Annotated in this window: 20 protein-coding genes; 5 read left to right on the top strand and 15 right to left on the bottom strand. The window is 44.7% G+C overall.

The window, feature by feature from the left end; all coding sequences use genetic code 11:
- Positions 1-2 precede the first annotated feature (2 nt).
- The 3 genes from BW980_RS04155 to BW980_RS04145 are packed head-to-tail and all read left to right on the top strand — an operon-like array spanning position 3 to position 2,451.
- The gene (locus BW980_RS04155) at positions 3-563 is read left to right on the top strand and encodes a LemA family protein (RefSeq protein ID WP_076453640.1); all 561 of its coding nucleotides are present in this window, start codon (positions 3-5) and stop codon (positions 561-563) included.
- A 3-nt stretch (positions 564-566) separates the two neighbouring features.
- Complete coding sequence (locus BW980_RS04150) at positions 567-1,373, top strand: DUF1266 domain-containing protein (RefSeq protein ID WP_083690339.1); 807 nt, start codon at positions 567-569, stop codon at positions 1,371-1,373.
- 10 nt (positions 1,374-1,383) lie between these two features.
- On the top strand, positions 1,384-2,451 hold the full coding sequence (locus tag BW980_RS04145; protein WP_076453638.1) for a DUF3137 domain-containing protein: 1,068 nt from the start codon (positions 1,384-1,386) through the stop codon (positions 2,449-2,451).
- 409 nt (positions 2,452-2,860) lie between these two features.
- Here BW980_RS04145 and BW980_RS04140 read toward each other — a convergent pair whose 3' ends face one another.
- The 6 genes from BW980_RS04140 to BW980_RS04115 all read right to left on the bottom strand — a co-directional run bounded on the left by BW980_RS04140 (position 2,861) and on the right by BW980_RS04115 (position 11,166).
- Positions 2,861-4,294, bottom strand: coding sequence for a c-type cytochrome domain-containing protein (locus BW980_RS04140; RefSeq protein WP_076453637.1), 1,434 nt, complete (start codon positions 4,292-4,294; stop codon positions 2,861-2,863).
- 3 nt (positions 4,295-4,297) lie between these two features.
- On the bottom strand, positions 4,298-5,758 hold the full coding sequence (locus tag BW980_RS04135) for a DUF1501 domain-containing protein (RefSeq protein ID WP_076453636.1): 1,461 nt from the start codon (positions 5,756-5,758) through the stop codon (positions 4,298-4,300).
- 3 nt (positions 5,759-5,761) lie between these two features.
- Positions 5,762-8,095, bottom strand: a complete 2,334-nt coding sequence (locus BW980_RS04130; RefSeq protein ID WP_076453635.1) for a PSD1 and planctomycete cytochrome C domain-containing protein — start codon at positions 8,093-8,095, stop codon at positions 5,762-5,764.
- A 198-nt stretch (positions 8,096-8,293) separates the two neighbouring features.
- Entirely contained in the window at positions 8,294-9,481 is a 1,188-nt protein-coding gene (locus tag BW980_RS04125) for a M20 metallopeptidase family protein (protein ID WP_076453634.1), read from the bottom strand.
- Between the two features lie 35 nt (positions 9,482-9,516).
- Positions 9,517-10,059: a YceI family protein gene (locus BW980_RS04120; RefSeq protein WP_083690338.1), complete on the bottom strand. Its 543-nt coding sequence runs from the start codon at positions 10,057-10,059 to the stop codon at positions 9,517-9,519.
- Between the two features lie 60 nt (positions 10,060-10,119).
- The gene (locus BW980_RS04115; protein WP_245799934.1) at positions 10,120-11,166 is read right to left on the bottom strand and encodes a formylglycine-generating enzyme family protein; all 1,047 of its coding nucleotides are present in this window, start codon (positions 11,164-11,166) and stop codon (positions 10,120-10,122) included.
- 218 nt (positions 11,167-11,384) lie between these two features.
- On the opposite strand from BW980_RS04115, the gene BW980_RS04110 reads away from it, so the two are divergent.
- A complete protein-coding gene (locus BW980_RS04110; protein ID WP_076453632.1) occupies positions 11,385-12,065 on the top strand; it encodes a head GIN domain-containing protein in 681 nt (226 codons plus the stop codon).
- Positions 12,066-12,067: 2 nt separating this feature from the next.
- On the opposite strand, the gene BW980_RS04105 is transcribed toward BW980_RS04110, so the two are convergent.
- The 7 genes from BW980_RS04105 to BW980_RS04075 all read right to left on the bottom strand — a co-directional run bounded on the left by BW980_RS04105 (position 12,068) and on the right by BW980_RS04075 (position 22,292).
- Positions 12,068-12,250 (bottom strand): CPXCG motif-containing cysteine-rich protein, encoded by a 183-nt coding sequence (locus BW980_RS04105; RefSeq protein WP_046287365.1) that lies wholly within the window; start codon positions 12,248-12,250, stop codon positions 12,068-12,070.
- A gap of 10 nt (positions 12,251-12,260) precedes the next feature.
- Complete coding sequence (locus tag BW980_RS04100; protein ID WP_076453631.1) at positions 12,261-13,280, bottom strand: Gfo/Idh/MocA family protein; 1,020 nt, start codon at positions 13,278-13,280, stop codon at positions 12,261-12,263.
- A 69-nt stretch (positions 13,281-13,349) separates the two neighbouring features.
- The gene (locus BW980_RS04095; protein WP_076453630.1) at positions 13,350-14,714 is read right to left on the bottom strand and encodes a TolC family protein; all 1,365 of its coding nucleotides are present in this window, start codon (positions 14,712-14,714) and stop codon (positions 13,350-13,352) included.
- Positions 14,711-18,022 carry an efflux RND transporter permease subunit gene (locus BW980_RS04090; RefSeq protein ID WP_076453629.1) on the bottom strand — a complete coding sequence of 1,104 codons (3,312 nt, stop codon included), beginning with the start codon at positions 18,020-18,022 and terminating at the stop codon, positions 14,711-14,713. Before BW980_RS04090 ends, BW980_RS04095 begins: the two co-directional genes overlap by 4 nt.
- Positions 18,022-19,158 (bottom strand): efflux RND transporter periplasmic adaptor subunit, encoded by a 1,137-nt coding sequence (locus tag BW980_RS04085; RefSeq protein WP_076453628.1) that lies wholly within the window; start codon positions 19,156-19,158, stop codon positions 18,022-18,024. Before BW980_RS04085 ends, BW980_RS04090 begins: the two co-directional genes overlap by 1 nt.
- A gap of 175 nt (positions 19,159-19,333) precedes the next feature.
- Positions 19,334-20,206: a leucine-rich repeat domain-containing protein gene (locus BW980_RS04080; RefSeq protein ID WP_076453803.1), complete on the bottom strand. Its 873-nt coding sequence runs from the start codon at positions 20,204-20,206 to the stop codon at positions 19,334-19,336.
- Positions 20,207-20,381: 175 nt separating this feature from the next.
- Positions 20,382-22,292: an ABC-F family ATP-binding cassette domain-containing protein gene (locus BW980_RS04075; protein WP_076453627.1), complete on the bottom strand. Its 1,911-nt coding sequence runs from the start codon at positions 22,290-22,292 to the stop codon at positions 20,382-20,384.
- Between the two features lie 136 nt (positions 22,293-22,428).
- Between BW980_RS04075 and BW980_RS04070 the strand changes: the two genes are divergently transcribed.
- Positions 22,429-22,845, top strand: coding sequence for a DUF983 domain-containing protein (locus tag BW980_RS04070; RefSeq protein ID WP_076453626.1), 417 nt, complete (start codon positions 22,429-22,431; stop codon positions 22,843-22,845).
- Here BW980_RS04070 and BW980_RS04065 read toward each other — a convergent pair.
- Together BW980_RS04065 and porN are read right to left on the bottom strand one after the other, a co-directional pair.
- Positions 22,823-23,875, bottom strand: coding sequence for an NAD(P)/FAD-dependent oxidoreductase (locus BW980_RS04065; protein WP_076453625.1), 1,053 nt, complete (start codon positions 23,873-23,875; stop codon positions 22,823-22,825). The genes BW980_RS04070 and BW980_RS04065 overlap by 23 nt on opposite strands.
- An 89-nt stretch (positions 23,876-23,964) precedes the next feature.
- A complete protein-coding gene (gene porN, locus BW980_RS04060) occupies positions 23,965-24,867 on the bottom strand; it encodes a type IX secretion system ring subunit PorN/GldN (protein WP_013992514.1) in 903 nt (300 codons plus the stop codon).

The following is a 24,867-nucleotide window of genomic DNA, read 5'->3' as shown; positions in this document are numbered from 1 at the left end:
GTATGAAAATCATTATCGCCATTGCAATTCTAGCGCTTATCGGGCTAACTGGCATTATTGTCAACAACCGGATAATTGGTAAAAAAAATCAAATCAAACAAGCCTTTGGCAGCATTGAGATTTATCTTAAAAAAAGGTTTGATTTGATTCCGAACCTTATCGCCATGCTCAACAAATATCTGGCGCATGAAAAGGAAACCTTGCTAAAGATCACAGAACTACGTAGTACTGTTGAAAAAGCCTCTGGGGCGAACGAAAAAATAAAGGCCTCAAACGAGCTAACTCATATTATTGGCGGGTTGAACATCAACGTGGAAAACTACCCCGATTTAAAGGCCGACAAGCAATTCACGAACATCGAATATGAACTTTCTGATATTGAAGACCAGATATCCGCGGCACGACGTGCCTATAATGCGGCGGTCACCAGCTATAACAATACCATAGAAATGTTTCCCGCAAGTATTATCGCGGGTATTCGAAAAGACCAACCCGGTACGCTATTGGAAATTCCTAAAGCGGAACAAAAAGAAATCAACGTTAATCAATTTTTAAAACCATAAATCATGCAAATGTTCGAAAACTTACCCTGGTACGGTTATGTGATACTGGCCATCGCTATTGCTTCTTATGCCATTCGTTATTTTAAAATTGGAAAGAAAGAATACGATACCCCGGCCAAGACGAAGGCGAAATTTAGAAAGTCGCCAAACAGTGATCTCAATCAAGAACAATTATTTGGCTTAGCCTTGTATACGCCCATAGCCGAATGGTGGAAAGCCAACACCAACACCCTATCATTTCTCACTGCCAAAGATGTTAAGCCCTATCTGGAAGGTTGGGGCATTGATACCGTGGAAGGGTATTGGGGTTTGACCGAGTATTTTATGAAAGATGGTCGCCGATGGTACTTTGATTTTATCCAAGGAATGATTGAAAACGAACCTCAAGAAAAATGGGGCGAACTAATGGATCAAAAATTCGGCAGTAATGAGCGGGCCCATCGTTATTTGAAAACGTTAAGTTCTGGAGAAGCCCTAAACAGTTTAAAGCAAAAAGGCATCATCCTTTTTGATTCCGAATTAAAGCTTGGTGTGGCAGGTTATGATGCGGCAGTATTGGTCGGGCAGGCACGTAAAGCCTATACCGGCAATCTTATTTCTGAGGAAGAAGCCTGGAAGGTCATCAATTTTGCCAAAGCATTGGCCTTGCAACATTTTTCTTCTTGGGAAGATTTTGGAAAAAGCTTTGCCCTTGGTTTTGCCATAGATATAAGTGCCGATTCCAGTACGTACAAAGAAGAAGTATTCCACCTTTACAAACAGGTTTTGGAAAGCCCAGACAGTCCGTGGAACACCATAAAATGGCCATAATATTAAGATAATGCAAGAGCGCATAGTAGCGGCCTATTCCGAAACCAGCAAAGTGTTGGATACGCTTTATAAAAAAAAGAAGCGCACCCTTTTTTTGCAAAGAGTCATGTGGGGCATTACCGGTATGTACCTCATATTTATGCTTGCATTGTTGGGCATACAATACATACCAATGCTCGAAAATACTTCTTTGGCTTTTTTGGATGTTTTCAAGAGCAGTCACACCGACCCCTACGCATCCCTCTATCCAATAATGGGGCTGATGGTCCTTTTATATCCGACCACCATCTTTTTTACCAGGGCATTTCAAAAATTCAAAACCACGGAACAGAAAACCATTGCTAAAATGGTCAAAATGCTGTTTCCACAGGTTGAGTTTACCCAAGGTGCAATGGCCCCAACCAATGAAGTGGTAAAAAGCAAATTATTCCCTTGGATAAAGGAAGAAGCACCAGTTTATAGTTACGGGCAGATTAGAGGAAGAACCAATGATACAGAAATAAACATAACGGACTTGGGCATTGTGGAAAACAATGTAGCCAACAAGTTTTTGGGTATATTAATGCGTATTCCCGTTCTAAATATGTTAGGCGTTATGTACCAGACCGTATTCAAGAATATGGTAACCAAAAAATTAGCTGACAACACCAACTATTCTTTCCGGGGTATGTTCTGTTGGTTGCGGTTTAAAAAGAAATTGAACGGCCATACGGTGGTATTGTCCAAAAACCAAATGACAAAAGTGGACCGATTGGCCAGTTTTAATTTTAAGGAAGAGCAGGAAATACATTTGGAAGATCCAAGGTTTACCAGCAAGTTTATGGTGTACGGTACCGACCAAGTGGAGGCCCGTTATGTTCTATCTGCTTCAATCATGGAAAAAATTGTTGCTTTAAAAGAAGAATTTGACCGCCCCATATCCTTGTCCTTTCAAAATAGACAAATGTATATGGCCGTAAAAAATGCGAATGGGCTGTTTTCATTTCCATCAGGAAAGCTGGACAGTATGAAGCTAGTGGAAGAATTGGCCAATGACATTGAAACTGCCTTGGAGATTTCCGAAGAATTAAAATTGTAGATTGTGTATTCATCTGATACTATGGGAATTTATTGGTAAAACCGACGCTTTAAGATTAGCTCCAATAAGCTAATTATTATTAATTCTACTTTGCAAAACACCCATAAGTTTCACCACAGAATGTACTGTTTTGAATACAGTTTAGAGTTCGGTTAATCCGCTTTTTAGATTAGTGTAAAATTTGGACTGTAAAGACGTTGTGGTTTTCTATTTGCACCATTGATAAAAAAGGTAAGGTAATCCTGGCGCATCACTCTTAGTAAAAAGGCTTCCGAATTATCGGAAGCCTTTTTTTATGCCTTTTCACCTAGCTAAGCATTGATTTGAAAAACCCTATAACAACAGGGGCTTCAGAAACAGCAAAAGCCTTATAGGGCCCGTGCTTTTCTATAAGAACAAGGTATTAAAACTATTTCGCCACGACCACGGAGTCGCCAGCCACAAAAAACGCTTCAATTTCCGGGTCGATGCCATAGTTGACCGACAAGGTTGGGTTCTTGGCCTGAAGTTTTTCAAGAGCTTCCCTAGAAATGCCGGTTTGATATACATAGAGATTTTTTAGTCCCTTCATATTTTCAAAGACCGGTATACTCTTATCTGTAATGGAAGTGGCGTAGGTTTTTAAGAACTTCAGGTTTTTCAAGCTTGCCAACTTTTCAAGTTCGCTGTCACCTATTGGGGTCTTGTCGATTTCCAACCATTCCAGGTTTTGGCATTTTGCAACAAAATCCATTTCCGCGGCCCCTATGGGCAGGCCACTAAGGTCGAGTTCCACAATATGTCCAGCAATGCGCTCCATGGCCACAACAGCCGCTGCATCGTACTCGGGCGGCAAATACACATCTACGCTCAAGGCATTGGAATTGCTTGCCACCCGCTCAATCGTCAGATAATCCGATCCCAAGTTTTGTAGGGTGCTATCGGCCACAAAGGGCAAGTCCGCCCATTTTGACATGGGGTCGGGTTCCATAAGCCCTTTGATCAGTGCGACCAAGGGTTCGCTTTTGGGCAATTGATCAAAACGTAAGGTATCGGAAGCCCCTAAGGCCACCCATCTTTCCAAGATTTTAATTTCCGCATCCGTTAGGGGCGTTTTCCCTTCGGGAGGCATATGTTCTTCGTTTTCCAAGGGCAAGTGTAGCCTACCTATCAATTCGCTCTTAAGAGGCTCCCCTGGGACTATGGTATGCCCGCTTTTACCACCTTCCAGCAGTTCCGCCATATTGATCATCAGCAATTCCCCCTTCTTTTTATTGGCATTGTGACAAGACACGCATTTGTCATCCAAGATACGCGCTACCACATCGGTATACACTATTGGGTTCTCGGGTATCTCTTTTTGTTTTTTTGATGTCGGAAGGGCCAAAAACTCTTCCCCATGGGTTACCATTCCCCCATAATGCCCCGTAAACCCAACCAAAACAATCAAAACGACCTGAAGTCCCTTCCCGTAAACCGTACGGTCCAGCCCCCTATCGCTCAGAAGGTACCATACCGATGCCATAAGGGCCACGGCGCCACCCATCCACTGGTGCCAAAAGAGCAAATTGCCCTTTACGGCTACTTCCTTTCCTAGAAAAAAACCGGATATAGCGGTAAGCAGGGCCGATAATACGGCTATGACCAACAAGCGATGTGGAATTGGCCTTCCTGTCAATCCTAAAAAAGCGGCTATAAGCAAGAGTACAATCGGAAAGTGGAGCACCAAAGGGTGCCAGCGTCCCAACCACGCCACCAGATTAGGCAGTACGATATACGCATCAAAAACCAAACAAAATACTAGGAATACGGATAGGCCCAAAATGGTATAATCTACCCAACGTTTTTTTAAAATATCGGTCATCGGCTATGCTAAAAGGTCTTTGACTACATTACCGGCCACATCGGTCAATCGAAATCGTCGACCTTGATATTTATAGGTCAATTGCTCGTGATCAAGTCCCATGGCATGCATTAAAGTCGCGTGAAAGTCATTTACGTGTACGGGGTTTTCTATAACGTTGTATCCAAACTCATCGGTCTTCCCGTAATTGAGTCCGGGTTTGATACCGCCACCGGCCATCCAAATGCTAAAGGCCCTTGGGTGGTGGTCCCTACCGAAATCGGCCGGATCAAATTTGCCTTGGCAATAATTGGTCCTACCGAATTCACCGCCCCAAACTACTAGGGTATCTTCTAACATACCCCGCTGCTTCAGGTCCATGACCAGGGCGGCAGACGCCTGATCCACATCCTTGGCCTGACCTGCCATGGCATTGGGCAAATTACCGTGTTGGTCCCACCCTTGGTGGTAGAGTTGTATAAAGCGTACGCCATTTTCCGCCAATCTTCGTGCCTGTAAGGCGTTTGCGGCATAGGTACCCGGCACCTGACAGTCTTCACCGTACAGTTTGACAATCGATTCCGGTTCTTTTGAAATATCCATGACATCCGGCACCGACATTTGCATACGGTAGGCCATTTCATACTGGGCAATACGCGATTCTATCTCATCATCTCCCGTCTCCACATGATGTAACTTGTTCAATTGGCTAACCTCGTTCAACAAATGGCGCTTATCGGATCTTGAAATACCGTCGGGATCGTTCAAATACAATACCGGGTCTTTGCCCGAGCGCAAAAGCACCCCTTGATGTTTGGAATCTAAAAACCCACTTGACCACAATTTAGAGTAGAGTCCTTGGCTATTGCCCTTACCCCGCGAGGTAAGTACAACGAAAGAGGGCAAGTTCTTGTTTTCGCTTCCCAGTCCGTAGCTCATCCATGATCCCATACTGGGGCGACCCGAAATCTGGCTTCCGGTTTGAAAAAAGGTAATGGCGGGGTCATGGTTAATGGCTTCGGTATGCATACTGCGCACCACCGTAATATCATCGGCTATTTTTGCGATATGGGGAAAGTAGTCACTAATCCACGTTCCGCTATCGCCGTATTGCTTAAAATTGGTAGCCGCCGGCATCAATGGAAATTTGTCCTGTCCTGCGGTCATTCCCGTCAGGCGCTGTCCGTTCCGTATCGATTCGGGCAAGTCTTCCCCCATACGTTTGCGCAAAGTCGGCTTATAATCGAACGACTCGAATTGTGAGGGCGCCCCGGCCTGAAATAAATAAATCACCCTCTTCGCCTTGGGGGCAAAATGGGGTATTCCCAAGGGTTGGGTCAAAGGTTGGGCATTACCGCCCTTGAACAAATCGGGAATCAACAATGACCCTAAGGCCAAGGAACCGATACCCACACTCAGTTGTGAAAAAAAATGGCGTCGATTTCCCTTTAGCGGATTTTCTTTTTGGTTTTCGTCTTCTTTCATGGCCTATTCTTTTGTAATGGTTTCGTCTAAATTGTAAATCACCTGTGCCGTAAGCATCAGGGCTGCCGTTTTTCCGGGATCGACCGGCAATTGTTCATATTCACCGACCGCAATCAGCTTTTCGGCACTTTCACTATCGTTCTTGTATTGCTCCAATGCGCTGTGGTAATAACTGTTCAAGGTCAATAATTCCTCTTCCCTCGGACTCCGCACAAGTATGCGTTTAAACATGGTCGCCACAATATCGGGATCATCGGGTGTCGCCTCTATACAGCGTTGTGCCAAAACCCTTGCCGCTTCCAATACCTGGGTATCGTTCTGCATCACTAGGGCCTGTAAGGGCGTATTGGTCTTCTGTCTCCGTACTTCCGAATAATCCCTTGTAGGTGCATCAAAAATCGTCATGTTCGGCGGTGGCAAAGTCCGCTTCCAAAAGGTATACAACGAGCGGCGGTACAAATCTTCCCCGGTATCGGGTACGTATTTGGTAAGTACCCCGCGGTTGCCTCCCGCATTGGTTTCTTCCCATAGACCCGCAGGTTGGTAGGGTTTTACGCTTGGCCCGCCCAATTCAGGGTTGAGCAAGCCGCTTGTGGCCAAAATATAATCCCTGATCATCTCACCGCTCATTCTAAAGCGCGGTGCCCGTGCCAACAATTTGTTTTCGGGATCGGCCTTTTTAAGATCGGACCGCAATTCCGATTTTTGCTGATAGGTTGCCGATAGCATAATCTTTTTTAAGAGGTACTTGATATCCCAATCGTGTTCCATAAAATCTACCGCCAACCAATCCAATAGTTTGGGGTGGCTAGGCAGGCTTCCCTGAACGCCAAAATCTTCAGAGGTCTCTACTAAGCCCTTACCGAACAACATGGCCCAGATACGGTTTACATATACCCTTGCCGTTAACGGATTTTCTTTATCGACCAGCCACTGCGCAAGTCCCAACCTATTCTTGGGAAGGTCATCGGAAAAGGCCAAGATGGCCTCGGGCGTTTTCGGACTCACCGAATCTGCCGGTTGATCATATTGTCCCCTATTTAATATATGGGTCGTTCTAGGAGCCGAATCGTTCATCACCATCACATTGATTTGCGACAGGCTATCCATATGGATAAACGATAAAACGTCTTCCGTTTCCTCCTTCGTTATCGTAATATAAGGGGGGTCGGCAAAGAATTTTCGCCTCCCTGCCTGAACGGCGTCCATTTGCAAGCCCCTTTCATTGACCTGATTAAAAAAGGCGAACATCTCAAAATAGTCGGCCTGTGAAATGGCGTCGTACTTATGGTCATGGCATTGGGCGCACTCCAAGGTAATCCCCAAAATGCCCTTCCCCAATGTATTGGTGCGATCCAAGATGTAATTGGTACGATACTCTTCTTGGATAACCCCACCTTCTTGTGTTATGGGGTGGTTGCGGTTAAAGGCCGTAGCCAGTATCTGTTCCTTGCTAGCATTGGGCAATAGGTCACCGGCCAGCTGCCAGGTTAAAAATTCATCATAGGGCAAGTTTTTATTGAACGCATGGATAACCCAATCACGCCAAGGCCACATGGTACGGTAACTATCGTCTTGGTATCCGTGTGAATCGGCATAGCGGGCAACGTCTAGCCAAGACTGCGTCATACGCTCACCATAGGCGGGCAACGCTAAAAAGGTATCAACGATCTTGGCAATATCGGTTTCCGACCTAAGCTGTTCCACCTGCTCAAGCTGGGGCGGCAAGCCCGTTAAATCTAAGCTTATCCGTCGTATTAAGGTTTCTATGGGCGCCTTTTCAGAAGGGACCAAACCTTTTTCTTCCAGTTTTTCCAAAATGAAACCATCGATTTCGTTCTGCACCCACTGTGTGTTTTCCGTTTGGGGGGCGCTTTTCTTTTTAGGAGGAATATAAGCCCAGTGCTTTTCGAACTTTGCCCCTTGTTGGATCCATTTTTTTATCAATTTCTTCTCATAGGAATTCAAGGCCAATTTTGAATCGGGAGGAGGCATCAACACATCGTCATCATCGGAAACGACTACCTGGTACAATCTACTTTTTTTCAAATTTTTTGAAACGATGGGATAGTGTCCGGGGTTTTCGGAAAGCTCCTTAAAAGCGGCCTCTTCCAAATCGAGACGCAAGCCCGCCTTTCTTTTATTCGCATCGGGTCCGTGACAGGTATAACAATTATCGGAAAGAATAGGTTTGATGTGAAAATTGTAATCTACGGTTTCAGGAAGCTTCATATCGGAATAGGCATTCTCTTCCCTATCGAATACCCCTTTCTTATATAGGAAAAGAAAACCGATCAAACTTGCCAAAGCTACTGTAATAATTACCTTATATCTCATTTTTAGGAATAGTACATTATACACTTAATGTTATTCCTTAAAAGTAGTCGTTTGGGGCTATGTCGACAACTCAATGAGTTGTACTTTTTCGCTATTCTTTAGTATTTTTTGAATATTCATCCTCGTTTTTAACAAAATCACCAAAACTGTCCTACGAAAAATAAAAATACATCAATCTAAAAATAGTAAACCAAGAGATTAGGCCGAGAGTGTACTTAAGGCCAACCAAACCATGAGCCCCCCACCGATCTCAAGGGCAGACTCATCAATATCAAAGGTGGGGGTATGCAAGCCCGAGCCAATGTGCTTCTCCGCATTGCCCACACCCAACATATAGAAGCAAGCCGGGTTTTGTTGGCTGTAATAGGCAAAGTCTTCCGCAGCCATCCATTGGTCCAACTCCAATACGTTTTCCTTTCCGAGGTAGTCTTCCGAGAGGGCCTTTAGTCGCTCGGTCAATACGGGCTCGTTCCTTAAATGCGGATAGCCGTGATTGATCTTCAATTCACAACTGCCTCCCATGGCTTCGGCCAAGGTTGTCACCAATTTATCGAGTTGCCCCAAAGCGATCTTTCGCCAATCTTCGTCCAATGTTCGGAACGTGCCTTCTATAATCACCTCATCGGGAATGACATTTATGGCCCCATCGGCGATTACCTTTCCAAAAGAAAGTACGGAAGGTATTTTGGGGTCGGCCCTGCGGCTGACCAATTGCTGGGCGGCCACTATGATATGGGAGGCGATCAAAACGGGGTCTATGGTCTTTTCAGGCATGGCGGCATGGCCCCCTTTCCCTTTGACCGTTAAAAAAAGTTCGTCCATACTGGCCATAAACTTTCCGGAACGGAAACCTACCTTTCCCACTGGGATATCGGGCCGTACGTGTTGTCCTAAATGGGGAAGGCTTCCTAAAGCCGTATAGACCTTCTCACGGATGACCGCACTGGCTCCACCGGGACTCAACTCTTCCGCAGGTTGAAAAAGCAGCTTTACGCTTCCTGAAAAAACCTCCTTTAACTCCATTAAAATCTTGGCACAGAGCAAAAGCGAGGCACTATGGGCGTCGTGACCACAGGCATGCATGACCCCATCGTTTTTGGAAACATAATCGACCGTATTGCGTTCCTGAATGGGCAGGGCATCGATATCGGCCCGTAAGAGTACCGTTTTTCCCGCTCGGCTGCCATGGATGGTAGCCAAAAGCCCCGTTTCGGCAACCGATACAATATCGGTCACCCCCAGCAACAACAATTGCTCTTTTAGGTAGGCACAGGTTCGGTGTTCTTGAAAGGAAAGCTCAGGGTGTTGGTGCAGATGCCTTCGTACGGCCACAAAGTCGGGAGCATATTGGGCGGCCAGATTTTTAATCTTTTGACGTTCATCCATATAAAAGGTTTTTAAAAGCCGCCCCCGAAAACACCTTAGTTCTTTGAGAAACGCAAATCGAAGTTAACGGTAACCTCGTCCCCTACGATTATCTGTCCGAACATTGCCGTGGGAGCTTCCATTCCATAATCTTGTAAGATCAATTGCTTTTTCCCTGTGATTTTCAATCCTTGGGAATCCGATTCCATATCGACCGGAATCTCCACGGACTGCTCTACGCCCGCAATGCGCAACACCCCCACAAAAATCGATTTATCCTTTACTTCCTTAAGCTTGAAAGTTATGGTTGGATGCTCTTCCTTCTTAAGGGCGGCGTGCATTTTTTTGTCCATTGCCGCTCCACGTTCACTCTGAATATTTTCGACGGCCACCTCAAAATCGATTTGGGTAGGGGCTGTACCATCGTAACCCAAGCGGCCCGAAAGGGCATTTGCCGCAACCGTCCAATCGTGCACGGTAGAAGTGCCACTGATCGTCAGTTTACTCTGATCGGAAAGCACGTATTCATCTTGCGCCCTTCCCACAAAGGCAAAGGCGACCAAAAGCCATACTAAAAAGGTATTTTTCATTGTAAACATATGGAGCCAATTAAGTGATTGGCGTTATTAATTCTATTGCGACCTGCCTTAGCAAGCCTACTATTCATCCAAAACAATTTGCCAGAACTTCTTCTGCTCTTCGGGACTGGGTTGATTTTTTGGACTCACCACGCGAAAGCCAACATAATTGGAATCGGTAAACCACCAAAAACTCTTCGGGATCTGGGGATCTCGTTTTTGTTGTTTCAGGCTTGAGGCCGACCGAGCCGATGAACGCAGCTTGTCGGCATCATCGTCCCATGAACCCCCTCTATACGACCTCGGATGTATTACCGTGGGTGTCACCCATGGATTTTTGGCGTCGGTTGTGGCATAGGCATCGCTCTTATACTCGTCCAAGGTCCATTCCGCGGCATTTCCGTGCATATCGTACAAGCCCCAAGGATTCGGTTTTTTACTTCCTACTTTGGCATACTTCCCATCGGAGTTCTTATAATAGACCGCATAGTCATCCAATTGTGCCAGGTCATCCCCGAAACTATAGGCCGTTTGCGTTCCGGCTTTTGCGGCATATTCCCATTCCGCCTCGGTAGGCAATCGATAGAATTTTCCGGTCACCGTACTGAGCCATTTGCAATAGACCAAGGCCGAATAGGCCGACATACTCACAGCAGGGAAACCGTCCTTGCCCATACCATAGGAAGGATCCTCGTAAGGTGGGCTCGGTCGGGTGATCGCATCGATTTTCATCACCTTATCGTTCTCCAATTTAACGAACAGCTCCTTGTTTTGCTTAAAGAACAGTTCGAACAAATCCCAGGTCAATTCATGTTGGGCCATATAAAAGGGATCGAGTTCCACTTCCTTCTGAGGGCCTTCATCAGCCTTTCTGTTCGCTTCTGTTTCCGGACTGCCCATGGTAAATTTTCCCGCAGGGATGTAAACCATCTTAAACCCCTTATCGGTGCCGGGTACGACTTCAGTATAACCTTCAACAGCTTCCGGAAGGGCCTTGGCGGTAGACGGGGCCTCCGTCTGTGCCACTGGAGCCGGGTTTTCTGCCGCTGGTTTTGAAGTTTTACAAGATTGTAGCATCGCGCCTAGAAGGCAGACTGCCATGGTAACTTTAGTATACGGAATTTGCATTGATGTTTGGTTTTCGTTAAAAATAGCTTTTTTTATCGATAGAACACAAACCCGCCCCCCTTAAAAACACAACACGGACAAAGAGATAACAAGACCTACAACTTTTGTTTGAAAAAGCCACAAAACCAATGACGGCATGCCATTATGGGGCACGACCGACAAAATTGCTTCACCAAAAATAGCCTATATTTGGGCCAACACTAGAAATGATAAGCGCGATGAAAAAAATAAAACTACTCGTCCTTGCCCTGTTCATCTCGGCAGGCATATGGGCACAAAAGTCAAATACAAAAACCCTGGAAAAGTTCAACGAACTCAAAGTCTACGACCGTATTATCGTTAAACTTGTAAAAAGCAACGAGAACAAATTGGTCATTACGGGCGATGACAAGGATGAAGTAAACATCTCCAACAAGAACGGACTCTTAAAAATTAAAATGGAGTTCGATAATTTCTTAGATGGGAACGAGGCAAATGCCACCCTATACTACACCGAGGAACTTACCTTGATCGACGCGAACGAAAACGCAAGCATACAATCTGACGAAACGGTAAAAGGGGAACGCGTAGAGATCAAGACCCAAGAGGGAGGACAGATAGAGCTAAAAGTGGACATCAAAGATCTTTATACAAAATCCGTATCCGGCGGGGAAGTAACCCTTAGTGGTTCGGCCACCCAGCAAGAGATTATGGTGAATACGGGAGGAAAAACCTATAACAAGCAGCTTGACACCAAGGAAACTACAGTAGTGGTCAACGCGGGGGGAAGGGCCGATGTAAACGCCTCCGATAAAGTGAGCGCCAAAGTACGTGCAGGTGGATCCATCTACATTTACGGAAACCCTAAAAGCATTGAAAAGGACAAAGTCTTTGGAGGAAGGATCAAGGAAATGGATTAAGCCTATTGCTCTATATCACGGGCTTCAAAGGCGACCAGTTCGTTATCTTGAAATTGCGGGCTTACCTCTATAGGATTGCAGCAGACCTCACAGTCTTCTACATAGGTCTGTTTACTTACGGATGGGTCCATCAACATGGATATTTCTTCCCAGCAATACGGGCATTGAAAAAAGTGTTCGTACATGCGTATCGGGTTACAGGTGAATCAAACTACGCCGCTTTGACGACTCGTAAATGGCGTTTATCAGCGCTACGGATTTTCTGGCCTCCTCACCATCTACCATTGGCGGCCGCTTCATCTGGATGGCCTCGACCATATCTTCGAGTACCGTTTTATGGTTTTCATGACCGATTGCGGTCGGATCCGAAGCCCCACTTCCCAAGGTTTCCGAAGACACAGCCTTATGGTCTTCCCCTTCGACATTCCAGGCGATGATCTGCCCCCCTTCCATAATGATGCTTCCTTTCTCCCCATACACCTCCAAGCGTTCGGGATAGCCAGGATAGAGGGCCGTTCCTGCCGTAAGGGTGCCGATGGCCCCATTGGTATAATTCACCAAGGCAGCGCCCACATCTTCCCCTTCAATTTTGTGGACCCTCGTTTGCACATGGGCATAGACTGAAAAAACGGGGCCCATAAGGTTTATGAGTAAATCTATGGTATGGATGCCTTGATTGATAAAGGCCGCACCACCATCCAAAGCCAGGGTACCGCGCCATTCGCTCTTTGCATAATAGTCCTCTGACCGATACCAATCGATACTGGCGTTCCCCATAAGCAACTTCCCCAATTTACCCGACCTTATGGCCTCCTCCGCGCGTTTATAGTCCGCAGCACATCGATTTTGAAGGACGCAGCCCAGATAAACCTGACGTTCTTTGCACAAAGCGATTAGGGCATCTATCTTTTCCGTTGTTACTTCCAAGGGTTTTTCAGTCAAAATATGCTTGCCCGCCATTGCCGCAGCCTTAATCGCCTCCCCATGTTTACCGCTCTCGTTGCATACACATACAAGGTCGATATCACTTTTGGCAAGAAATTCTGGGTAATCACTAAAGACCGGATATCCGAATTCCGTCTCAACTTCCCGAGCCCTATCGGGAGACGAAGTACACAGGGCCACGACCTTGGCCGTTGCCATTTCCGAGATACATTTGAGGTAGGTGTGTACAATGGATCCCGTACCCACGATTCCGATACCGATTTGCGACATGTAAAAGCTGTTTTGGAATTTCGACTATACTACGAAGAAATTACGTAAGCGACAAACCAAGCTATTAGGTTACAATTCAACATTCAACAATTGCCCGGTAAGTTGAAGCAATTGCAATTCTGCCAATTTGGTGTCATACTTGGCCAAATTCTTATTGGTCTGGGCATTCAAAAGATTGATCTGCGCCTGACGAAATTCAATAGACGTAATCCTTCCCAATTGAAACTGCTCTTTTGAGCGCTCAAAATTGTTGCGGTTGGTAAGTACGTTCTGCTCTTGGATTTCATAGATGTTCAAGCGATTTTCATAGCTCGCCAAGGCATTGAGAATATCACGGTCGACTTCAAGCGCTACCTGTTCTTGAAGCAACTCTTGGTTTTCATAGCTTATTTTAGAATTCTTGAGCAAGGTAGTGGTCCTTCCCCCATCAAAGAGATTCCAAGTTAAACTTGCCCCCAAACCGAAGGTAAGGCTAGACCGGTTACTGCCCGGAATAACTTGGCCCGGCAAAAACGAATTGGGCGCACTTTGGTTTAAGTTCCATCCGTAGGAACCGGTCAGACCGATTTGCGGCAAATATCCCGAACGATTGACCTTAATGTCGTATTCATTAATGTTCAAGTTACGTTCCGCCTGAAGTATGGACACATTGTTTTCCCTTGCCTGGGCGATCAATTCGTCCAATTGCAAACGAGGAATAAACCTGACAATGGTATCTACCTGAAAGTCCTCGCTCAAACTTTGGTTCAGCACTACGTTCAGATCGCGTTTCGTATTGGCCAATTGCTGTTTGGTATTCAACAGGTTGATACTGTCATTGGTAACGTCAACTTGGGCGTTTAAAATATCCAACTTGGTGTTTTGTCCGTATTCAAAAGCGTATTCCGCCCGTGTAATACGGTCCAGTGAAATTTCAAGGGCCTGCTTGAGCACGTTTTCGTTCTCTGTAAGTCGCGCCACCTCAAAATAGATGCTGAACAACTGCAACAAGGTATTCTCTACGGTTTCCCTAGCCTGAAGCTCGGTAAGCTGGTATTGTTCTTTTAGCCTTTTGTAATTGTACAACCTTCCTAGTCCATCGAACAAGGTATAATTCAAGTTCAACCCGGCGTTATAGGTTTGCGATTCGGCATGATCGATCTCTAGGTCTTCACGTGCGCCGCCCGACGTATCGAACTGCCCGGGATATTCCGTAGTACTGTTCAGGTCATTGTAATTGGCACCGGCAGTACCGGTCAAACTGGGAAGGTATCCCGAATTCAGTATCCCCTGGTTATTATCGGCAATTTTGGTCAGGTTTTTGGCCATTTTTATACCAAAATTGTGCTCGAGGGCCAACCGTACGGCCTCTTCTTTAGACAGCCGTTTTTCTTGGGCACTCAGCCCAACCGTAAGGCAAAGAAAAATAAGGCTAGTTACAATTTTATGTATCATTCTTGTTCTGGTTTCTTTGGATGGGTAGTCGTAGGTATATCCTCCCCAGTTTGTGTGCTTCCCATTGTATCGTCTGACACCTCCTTCAGTAAGGGCTCTGGCCGTTCAGACATATGTTTTTCTTCCTTCTGTTCCTTTATGGCGCGCTCAACCTCTTCCTTAGTCACATCGTCACCCGTCTTCAGCCATTTGGCGGTCACTTTAAACCTATTGCTAAAGGCCAGGAACAAAGGCAACAACAACAAGGTAAGCACCGTAGCGAATGCAATACCATAAGCAATGGATATAGCCATGGGCTTCAAAAACTGCGCTTGCCTACTTTTTTCCAACAATAGGGGCGCCAGACCCGCTATAGTGGTTATAGACGTCAAAAATATGGCCCTAAAACGCGAACGCCCTGCCTCGTAAATCGCATCGTCAAATTTCATTCCATCGCGCAGGTTGCCATTGAACTTACTTATAAGCACAAGGCCATCGTTCACCATAATACCGATAAGGGCGATAATACCCAACATCGATAGGATGTTTACGGGAAAATCATGGATCCAATGCCCCCAAGCCACCGCAGTCAAACTGAACGGAACCAACAAAAGCAACAGTAACGGTTGGCTGAAACTTCTAAACGTAAACGCAATGGTAATGTAAATCAATAACAAGACCGAAAGACCGACTACCCTTAATGAGCTCGTCATCTTATTGGCTTCCCTGTTCTGCCCTTCATAAGAAGCGCTAACGGTAGGGTATTTCGATTGAATTTCGGGCATTACCTCGGTACGGATTTCATCCATAATATCCGTAGCACTCGTGCTCTTAGCATCTTTAATATCGGCTGAAACCTGAATTTCACGCTGCCCTTCAAGGTGGTTGATCGCCACATCGCCCCGTTCGATGATATAGCTGGCGATTTCCTTCAATGGCACGCGGTCACCACTTGGGGTGGCTATCCGCATTTCATCAAGGTCGGTGATCGATGAGCGGTTTTCCCGATCATATCGCACCCAAACCTTAATTTCATCTTGCCCTCTCTGAAAGCGTTGGGCCTGTGTACCAAAAAAACCTGCCCTTACCTGGTTCATTACGGTACGGAGGTCTAGACCTAGCAAGTAGGCGTTTTCCTTTAGTTCAAGTCTTATTTCCTTGATTCCCGCTGGATCATTGTCCGCTACGTCCTTCAACAAGGCATTATTTTCCAGTACGGCCTTAAGTTCCTTTTTGGCTGCCTTCAATTCGGCTATATTGTTTCCTAAAAGGGAAACCGACACAGGGTTGCCCCCAAAATTTCCTCCCGAACCATAGATAAGGCTTTCTACCCCGATTACCGGCCCCATCAATTCTTGCAGGCGGTTGGTCACCATATCGGAACTAATTTCATCAGGTCTTTCTTCGCCTGGCAAAAGGTTGATATCCAATGATGCCGCCGCACTACCCGGACCAATTTTTCTAATGGTGTTCTCAAACAAGACCTTACCCGTTCCCTTTAAATACTTTTCGGTAAGCTCTTGATTGACGATTATCGACTTCTCCTCAATTAGTGAAATAATGGAATCGGTCACCTTTTCATTGGTTCCGTTGGGCATCAAAAGTTCTACGGAAACACGGTCACTGGCCACTCTTGGGAAAAAGGCGGTTCTAATGATCCCACCACCTACAGAACCCAAAGTAAGCACCAAGGCCATTACAAAAAAGGCAAACATCAGCACCTTGTAACGCAATCCGAAGCGCAAGGCCGGACTGTATAGCTTGTCTCGCATCCAGACCATAAAACGGTCCCCCATTTCATTGATAACACGCAACTTTGCAAAAGCTTTCCCTACGGCCGTCGTAGGCTCCTTATCTATGGTCTTCAAGGCCTTTGAGTGGGCCAAATGCGCCGGCAGGATAATCAGGGCCTCAATTAGCGAAACTGCCAAGGTCAGTATAACAATAACCGACACCTCTCCAAAGAACTCCCCTATCCTTCCATCTAAAAACAGGAATATGGAAAAAGCCAATAATGTGGTAATAATGGCCGAAACTATGGGAGGGATTACCTCCATAGTACCATCAATGGCGGCCTGTATAGGCGACTTGCCCTTTTCGTAATGCTGATAAATGTTCTCCGCAATTACAATACCGTCATCGACCAGTATACCGATTACGATAATCATACCGAAAAGCGACAGTACATTGATCGTTACATCAAAATAACCGGCAAAAATGAACATTCCCAAAAAGGAAATAGGCAGACCAAAGGCCACCCAAAACGCCAGGCGCGTATTCAAGAACAACGATAAGAATATGAGCACCAAGATCATACCTACTATGGCATTTTCGGTAAGCAGCTCGGTACGTTGGTTCAAGGTGATACTACGATCACTGACCACGCTCAATTTTATGTTGTTATGCTTATGGTTGAAATCTTCTATGTATTCTTTCACCTTTTCCGCAGAGCCCAAAAGGTCTTCGGTATTGGTACTGGTGATAGAGGCATTAACGGAAAGGTTCCCGTCGAAATACGACGCATTGGGCGATTCCTCAAAACGGTCGCGTATGATGGCCACATCCTTTAACCGCACCGTACTGCCCGAAGCATCGGCCCGAATAATCAGATTGGAGAGCTCATCGCCATAATAGGCCCGGTTATTGGCCCGTATCAAATACTCCTCGGCATCGGTCTTGATATTTCCCCCCGTTACCAAAATATTGGCATTGGCCACCGCTTGCGAAACTTCGCTAAAGGACATGTTATAGGCCAGCAAGCTATTTTCGTTAACGGCAATCTCTATTTCCTCCAAGGGATAACCGCTCATTTGTATTTGGGAAATGCCATCGATCGTCCGTAATTCGTTCTCGACTTGCCTACCGACTTCCTTCAATGTGGCCAATGGGATATGGTCTCCGCTTATGGCAAAGGTTATGGTCTCCCTTACGGCCTCAAGTTTTGAAACGATCAAAGGCTCCATCCCCGTAGGAAACGAAGGCACCCTATCTACCGCATTCTTTACCTCGAGAAGCATAAAATCGATATCGCGCCCCTTCTCGATCTCAACATTGATCACTCCACTATTTTCCCGAGCAGTAGAGGTTACACGATCTACGCCCTCCAAGCCTTTGAGGTTGTCTTCGATCTTCAGTACGATACCCTCTTCCACCTCTTGAGGCGAAGCTCCCGGATAAGTTATATTGATGGTAATGTTCTTGGAGTCGGTAAGCGGAAAATAACTCGATTTCAATGAAAGCGCCCCGACTATACCAAATATCATAAAGGCCAAGACAAAGACATCTACCGCTACATGGTACTTTATAAAATATGAGATGATGTTCCTCATTATTCCGCTGTTTTTACATTAGTCTCATCAAAGACCTTTACCAGCATACCGGCATACGCCCCGACCACAGGTTTGGAAACAATGGTCAACCCGTCAGGCACATTTTTCAGTACCACCTTTTTTTCGGAGAAATAAACGGGCTTAACATCAATGACATCTAAAATGGTGTCCCTAACCACAAAAATCCTATCGTTCTCGAGCAAGAGCCCCCTGTCGATCTCTATGGCATCTTTTTCCTCCTTGGCATCGAGGCTCGCCTCGAGGTACATTCCTTCTTTAAGATTGGCATCTTTTACCTCGATAAAAGCCTTGATGGTCTGTGAGGCCTGATCTACCTTTCCATTGATTCGGGTTACCTTACCCGTATAGGTCTTTGTTCGGTTCAAGTTGACTAATTCTACGCTCTCTCCAACCCTCAGCAAGTCTCCATAGACCTTACCTATGGCCACTTCCAATTCGTAAACATCGGTATTGATAAACTCGCCCAGCTTTTGGCCCGACCTTACCAAGCTACCTTCGGTAACCAAGGCTTCGGTGAGCACCCCGTTGAAAGGTGCGGATATTCTGTATTTGGACAAGCGTTGCTCTAAATTCTTAACATTGTAAAAACTGGTCAATACACCGCGGCCGGAAATAAAGTACTTTTCTTTTTCAGAAGTCATTTCGGGCAAAGCCGGCGTACTTTTATCCATATTGAAATCACTGAGATATTTTTGCCACTTTGGAAAGACCTCTGGATAATCGAGTCTTAAATCGGGCATGATGGAAGTAAGCAAATTGTACAAGCTGCTTTTGGCCGATTGTACACTTGCGGCATATTCGGAAGCATCGATACCGATAATGGTCTCGCCCGATCGATACACCTGCCCGGCCTTGAATAGTTTATGTCCTCTTTTAAAGACGCCTTGGACCTCAGAATAGAGTTCTACCCTTTGTTTTGCCCTAAGATTACCGTTAGCCGGAATAACTATGGAAACCGTTCCGTTTTTAACCGTATCTACAAAAACCGTTTTGACAATTTTTTCAGGTCGAGGCCTTGGTCTTTTCTTATTATTTACAATGGTTATGGCTCCATAGATGGAAACAATAATCAGTAAAACACCAATAATGGTCAAGATAATCTTTCTTGTATTCATAAGTGGTTGGGCTATTTGTCAAAAAAAGGTTGGACCACAAAACTATTTAATAGTTTAAGCCCGTTAAGTTAAATCTATCTTAAAACATTGTTTTTTGCAGTATGCATAAAAAAAGGGATACTGTACAGCATCCCTTTAACCAAACTAACTAATAAATTATGGAAATCTATATTTTCTATTCTTCGTCTTCAAATTTCGTATCGGCCATTCTTGTTTTACCGTACTTTACATTTTTGAAATCGATTTTAGCGTCTTCCCTATCGTAATCGAATACCAAGAATTCTTTCTCTTCCAACGATTTAAGGTTCTTGAACGAATCAAACTTATTGTTTTGTATCTGTAATACCTCTAGACTTGCAAGCTGACCGAATTCTTCGGGTACATCTCCACCTAATTGGTTATTGGCCAGTACAAGTTCTTTCAACTTGGTCAGACCTCCTATTTCGGAAGGAATACTTCCATCCAAGGTGTTTTCAAAAAGGCCCAGGCTCTCCAATTGTGCCAAACCACCGACCGATTTAGGAATATTTCCTTTTAAATTATTACTGGAAAGGTTCAACACCTTTAAGTTTTTGATCTCCCCAATACTTTCTGGAATACTTCCTGTCAAGAAATTATTAAATGCGGTAAATTCCCTAAGGCTGCGCATTCCACCTAATTCTTCGGGCAATTCCCCCTTAATTCGGTTCATTTCCAATTTTAACACCTGAAGTCTTGACAACTGGGCAATTTCTTTTGGAATTTCGCCAGTAATTCCATTAAAGGCCAAATTCAATTTCTCAAGTTTTTCAAGATTGGCAATACTGGCCGGAATCGTTCCTTGTAGGTTATTTTTAAACAAATTGATTTCTACCACACGATTGTTTCTCACAGTAACACCTTGCCATGTCTCTATATCAGCAGTCAAATCCCACTTTCTTTCCCACGAATCCCCATCCGTAGCATTATAAAGATCTACAAGAAATTCTTTCTCTTTGTTCGGTACTTCGGCCAATACCGTATGCACGGTAATGAAGAAAAGAATCAGACAACTAAATAGATTTTTCATATCATGTTTTTTTCGATTGACAGTAAGATGGGCGTAAGTCACTGAGAATTACCCTACAAAGTAAGGCTAAACATGGTCGAAAAACAAAAAATATCGATTAAGTGCTTGAATATGTTGTGAAAACCCGATAATCTGTTGTGAGAACAAACAGGGCCCCTAGATCCAGCCCTTTTTTTTAGAAATTTTCAAGTTCCAAGGTAATATCTTCCCATTTGGACATCAGCTGCTCCAATTGCTTTTTCTTCTTCTGATAACCGTCAAAAAAATTAGGCTTGGCAATGGTAGCGTCGTAATCCATCATCAACTGATGGTCTATTTCGCCAATCTCCTTTTCAAGTCTAGAAATATCACTTTCTACATTGCTCAACTTATTCTTAAGCGATTTTAATTTCTTTTGATCCTTAAAATCGTTGCCACTTGATTTAGGCGCTACGGCTTTTTTTTGTTGGCCCTGTTTTTTTTCAATGGCCCTAAAATCTTCGACCTTGCGTTGCTCAAGGTAAAAATCGATATCGCCCAGATATTCTTTAATCCCCTTGTCCTTAAACTCATATACCTTGTTGGTCAGCCCTTGAAGGAAGTCCCTATCATGCGAAACCAGTACCAGGGTACCGTCAAAATTTTGCAATGCCTGTTTCAGTACATTCTTTGATTGTATATCCAAGTGGTTGGTAGGTTCATCCATAACCAACACATTAAAGGGTTGTAGCAACATTTTAGCCAAAGCCAAACGGTTTCTCTCCCCTCCGGAAAGCACCTTTACATATTTTTCCACCTCATCACCCCGAAACAGGAAGGATCCCAATATATCCCTCACCTTACTTCGGTTCTTTTCGTTGGCGGCGTCGATCATGGTATCCAATATGGTTTTGTTCCCATCAAGATACTCGGCCTGGTTTTGGGCAAAATACCCGATTTGCACATTGTGCCCCAACTTCATTTTACCTTCGTAATCAAGGTCTCCGACCATTATCTTTGCCAATGTGGACTTTCCCTGTCCGTTTTGCCCCACGAAAGCGGTTTTACTATCGCGTTCCAAAAGCAGGTTGATGTCTTTTAGAACCTCTTTGCTCCCGTAGCTTTTACAGAGGCCTTCTATCTCGGCTATCACCTTACCGGGCGTTACCGAAACCGGAAAACGCAGGTTCATTACGGCGTTGTCATCTTGATCTACCTCAATGCGCTCCATTTTATCCAGTTTCTTGATAAGCGATTGCGCCATGGAAGCCTTGGTGCTTTTGGCCCTAAACTTTTCGATCAGACGTTCGGCCTGTTGTATTTCCTTTTCTTGGTTCTTTTGGGCATTGAGCTGTTGTTCTTTGATCTCGCCCCTGAGTTTTAGAAATTGCGAATACGGTTTATTGTAATCGTAGATCCGTCCCAAAGAAATTTCTATGGTTCGGTTGGTCACGTTATCCAAAAACATCTTATCATGCGATACGATGACCACAGCTCCCGTATAACCATTTAAGAACTGCTCCAACCAAATGATCGATTCAATATCCAAGTGGTTGGTGGGCTCATCCAAAAGCAATACATCGTTACTCTGGAGCAATAGCTTGGCCAATTCTATTCGCATACGCCACCCTCCTGAGAAGGTATCGGTCTTTTTATCGAAATCTTCCCGCTTAAAACCAAGGCCCAGTAATATCTTTTCGGTCTCGCCCTGGTAGTTATACCCCCCTAAAATTTCATACCGATGGGTAATGTCGCTCAAATCGACCATTAGCTGATGGTAGATCTCACTTTCATAATCGGTTCGTTCGGCCAATTGATGGTTGATATCATCAAGTTTGAGCTCTAACGCCTTTATTTCCTCAAAAGCCTGATACGACTCTTCCAAAACCGTACGTCCCACGACAAAATCAATATCCTGGCGAAGAAAGCCGATCTTGATATTCTTTTCCGTAGCGATCGTACCCGAATCAATGGGCATATCTTTTGACAGCAATTTTAAGAGTGTTGATTTACCCGCCCCGTTCTTGCCGATGAGACCTACCCGATCGCCCCCGTTCAAACGAAATGAAATTTCTTCGAAAAGATATTCTCCGCCAAAGGATACGGAAAGATTATGAACGTTCAACATACTTTAAAATTCTAGATTAAGATAGGCTTCGTGCCTAAAAGGTGGTTTACTTTATTACTAAGAAAAAACTATTATTTGTAATGATCGTTACGTTGAATAAAAAGTCAAAATCGTACTTTTGTCCAAAGTTTTGCAAATGTTAAAAAAAGGAAACAAACTATACAGCATTTTAACAGGAAGTTGTCCCAAATGCCATGAAGAGAGCATGTACGAAGACAAAAACCCCTATCATTTGGGTAAAATTTTCGACATGCACGAACGTTGCTCACATTGCGGCACCAAATATAAGATAGAGCCCTCTTTCTTTTACGGGGCCATGTATGTTAGTTATGCCGTGGGTATTGCCTTTGCCGTAGCGGCATTTGTTATCAGCTTTTTATTCGTAGGGGCCAACTTGGTCAACACCTTTATTGCCATCGTCTGTACGATGATTGTATTTATGCCCCTGATCATTCGACTCTCAAGAAACATCTGGATCAATTTCTTCATTGGCTACGATCCCAACGCCGTGGCCGAACACCATAAAAAAGTTACCGAAAATACTTCTGCGTAAAACGGGCTATATCGAGCTGTGGGTCTAAGGCCTCCCTGTTTTCGATAAAACCGTACAATTGCTTCGATGCCGATGGCCCTATAAGCACTCCTCGGGAGCCAAAGCCATTAAGCACATACATATGCTCCATTTTGGGATGCCTGCCCACCAAGGGCTTCCTATCCTCGACCGTAGGGCGTATACCCGCAACCTGACCAATAAGTTCAAAATCACATTTTAACACGGTCCGTAATTTATCCAACAGACCGTTCTTAGCGGCTTCAGTAGGTGTATTCGTCTTGTCGTTCCGTTCATAATTGGCCCCTACCCGATATACATCGCCCCCTTGAGGAATAATGAATATGGCCGACTTAATGGCCTTATCCTCTTTTAGGTCGGGTGCCTTGATCATTAAATATTCACCTTTGGAGCCTTGCAAGGGCAAGTAGTTGAAAAAAGGATTGTTCTTTAAACCATAGCCCTCGGCAAAAACAATATGCTTGGCCTTTAGGGTTCCGTAGGCCACGCCTTCCCCGACCTGTCGTAAGATGTCAAAATTAAAAGTCTCCTCTAGCAACAATGCTTTTTCAAGGAGGTATTTTTTATAGGAAGACAAGAGCGCTTCGGTATCTATTCTTCCCGTATGCCTCACCTCGCCAAATCCGAAAGGAGCATCTATACAGGCATTGGTATTGGGTTGGAGCTGCGTACTCAAAAATTTTCCCAAGCCTTTTTTATCGGAAGCTTCAAACCATTGGTTTTGCTCTTCCGCAGAATGAAAGCGCCGGTACACCGGAAGCCCGTAGTCAAGCCTCACCTTTAGTTTAGCCTCCAAATCGGCATAAAAGGTCTTTGCCTCCTTCAACTGTTCATCGGCCTGCCAGGCCAAAGTAAACCGCTTTAAGATGACAGGGTTATAAAGCCCTCCCGCAACCTTGGAAGAGGTTTGTGAATCATCGTTGATGACCTTAAAAGTCTTATTGTGCCCCTCTAGCTGTTCACAAAATGAAATACCGGCCAAACCCAGGCCTACAATTATATAATCTACCATGCCCCAAAGGTAGAAAATTGACAATCAAAAAGCGCCCCGACAAAAATGTCGGGGCGCTAAATACTATTTGAATTGGAATGTTCTAGGGTCTAGTAAGCCCACATATCTTGTTCACGGTCTCTAATGACCTCTTGAATCCTAGTGGCCTCAAGCAATTGGAACAAGGCGTTGTCGGTTATGTAATCGTTTACCTTTCGATCGCCATGAACGTTGTCTTCCCTATAGATTACACCGTTGAAACGTCTTGCGTTAAGCAACATATCGAAAGAGATAGGCTGTGCAGAGTTTCTTTGGTTAAAGACTTTGGCCTCATGCAATATCTGTCGGGCATCTGGGTACCATACCCAAAAAAGCTCAACTTTAGCATCACTGGGATCCATAGAGTCATCATCAATAAAGTTAACATCGGGGGCAACCGGGGCTATACCTAACAAGCGGTACTTTAGCTCACCTTGACGTTTATCAAAATACCACATACCTTTAATTCGGTACTCCTCAATATCGGCTGCGGTAAGGGTTCTCTTCATTACATACTCGGGAGATAATTCTTCCCCAGCATTGATCTGTTCGTAACCGTAATCGGTAGTATCTACCTTTTGCAGTGTACTCTCAAGATCACTAAACTTTCGTTTATCGGTAAAGTAAGAATCTGCATACACATCTTTCAGTCTACCATTTTTGATGTTCTTAATAAGCACATCGTACAATGATCTTCTGTCGTTGCCTATGTCGATAGTGTCTGTAGGGTAATACAAGGGGAAGTTCACCCTTTCGTCAAGGTCGATAACTTCCCAAACGGTCTTAGACCAAAGGATGTCACGATCATCAACATAACCATACTCAAGGGGAGCATCATTGTCCAAAGCTTTCTGAGCTTCGGTCTTGACACCTATTTCCTCGGGCTTTTTGGCGTTCAAGATGTTCGCCTGGGCCATCATGGAAACCGGTAACAAAGTTACTGCACCAATTACTAAAGCATTTTTCCAATTCAT

The sequence above is a fragment of the Zobellia uliginosa genome, assembly GCF_900156625.1.
Lineage (GTDB): Bacteria > Bacteroidota > Bacteroidia > Flavobacteriales > Flavobacteriaceae > Zobellia > Zobellia uliginosa.
Note: the sequence above shows the minus strand (reverse complement) of the source record. Positions and strands in the feature narration are given on the sequence as shown.

Coding starts and splice junctions, on each gene's coding strand:
- BW980_RS04100 (WP_076453631.1), bottom strand. CDS start 13,280: ATGTCGCAAATCGGTATCGGAATCGTGGGTACGGGATCCATTGTACAC.
- BW980_RS04075 (WP_076453627.1), bottom strand. CDS start 22,292: ATGTTGAACGTTCATAATCTTTCCGTATCCTTTGGCGGAGAATATCTT.
- BW980_RS04105 (WP_046287365.1), bottom strand. CDS start 12,250: ATGTACGAACACTTTTTTCAATGCCCGTATTGCTGGGAAGAAATATCC.
- BW980_RS04120 (WP_083690338.1), bottom strand. CDS start 10,059: ATGTTTACAATGAAAAATACCTTTTTAGTATGGCTTTTGGTCGCCTTT.
- BW980_RS04095 (WP_076453630.1), bottom strand. CDS start 14,714: ATGATACATAAAATTGTAACTAGCCTTATTTTTCTTTGCCTTACGGTT.
- porN (WP_013992514.1), bottom strand. CDS start 24,867: ATGAATTGGAAAAATGCTTTAGTAATTGGTGCAGTAACTTTGTTACCG.
- BW980_RS04115 (WP_245799934.1), bottom strand. CDS start 11,166: ATGCAAATTCCGTATACTAAAGTTACCATGGCAGTCTGCCTTCTAGGC.
- BW980_RS04080 (WP_076453803.1), bottom strand. CDS start 20,206: ATGAAAAATCTATTTAGTTGTCTGATTCTTTTCTTCATTACCGTGCAT.
- BW980_RS04085 (WP_076453628.1), bottom strand. CDS start 19,158: ATGAATACAAGAAAGATTATCTTGACCATTATTGGTGTTTTACTGATT.
- BW980_RS04070 (WP_076453626.1), top strand. CDS start 22,429: ATGTTAAAAAAAGGAAACAAACTATACAGCATTTTAACAGGAAGTTGT.
- BW980_RS04155 (WP_076453640.1), top strand. CDS start 3: ATGAAAATCATTATCGCCATTGCAATTCTAGCGCTTATCGGGCTAACT.
- BW980_RS04140 (WP_076453637.1), bottom strand. CDS start 4,294: ATGACCGATATTTTAAAAAAACGTTGGGTAGATTATACCATTTTGGGC.
- BW980_RS04130 (WP_076453635.1), bottom strand. CDS start 8,095: ATGAGATATAAGGTAATTATTACAGTAGCTTTGGCAAGTTTGATCGGT.
- BW980_RS04145 (WP_076453638.1), top strand. CDS start 1,384: ATGCAAGAGCGCATAGTAGCGGCCTATTCCGAAACCAGCAAAGTGTTG.
- BW980_RS04125 (WP_076453634.1), bottom strand. CDS start 9,481: ATGGATGAACGTCAAAAGATTAAAAATCTGGCCGCCCAATATGCTCCC.
- BW980_RS04065 (WP_076453625.1), bottom strand. CDS start 23,875: ATGGTAGATTATATAATTGTAGGCCTGGGTTTGGCCGGTATTTCATTT.
- BW980_RS04110 (WP_076453632.1), top strand. CDS start 11,385: ATGAAAAAAATAAAACTACTCGTCCTTGCCCTGTTCATCTCGGCAGGC.
- BW980_RS04090 (WP_076453629.1), bottom strand. CDS start 18,022: ATGAGGAACATCATCTCATATTTTATAAAGTACCATGTAGCGGTAGAT.
- BW980_RS04135 (WP_076453636.1), bottom strand. CDS start 5,758: ATGAAAGAAGACGAAAACCAAAAAGAAAATCCGCTAAAGGGAAATCGA.
- BW980_RS04150 (WP_083690339.1), top strand. CDS start 567: ATGCAAATGTTCGAAAACTTACCCTGGTACGGTTATGTGATACTGGCC.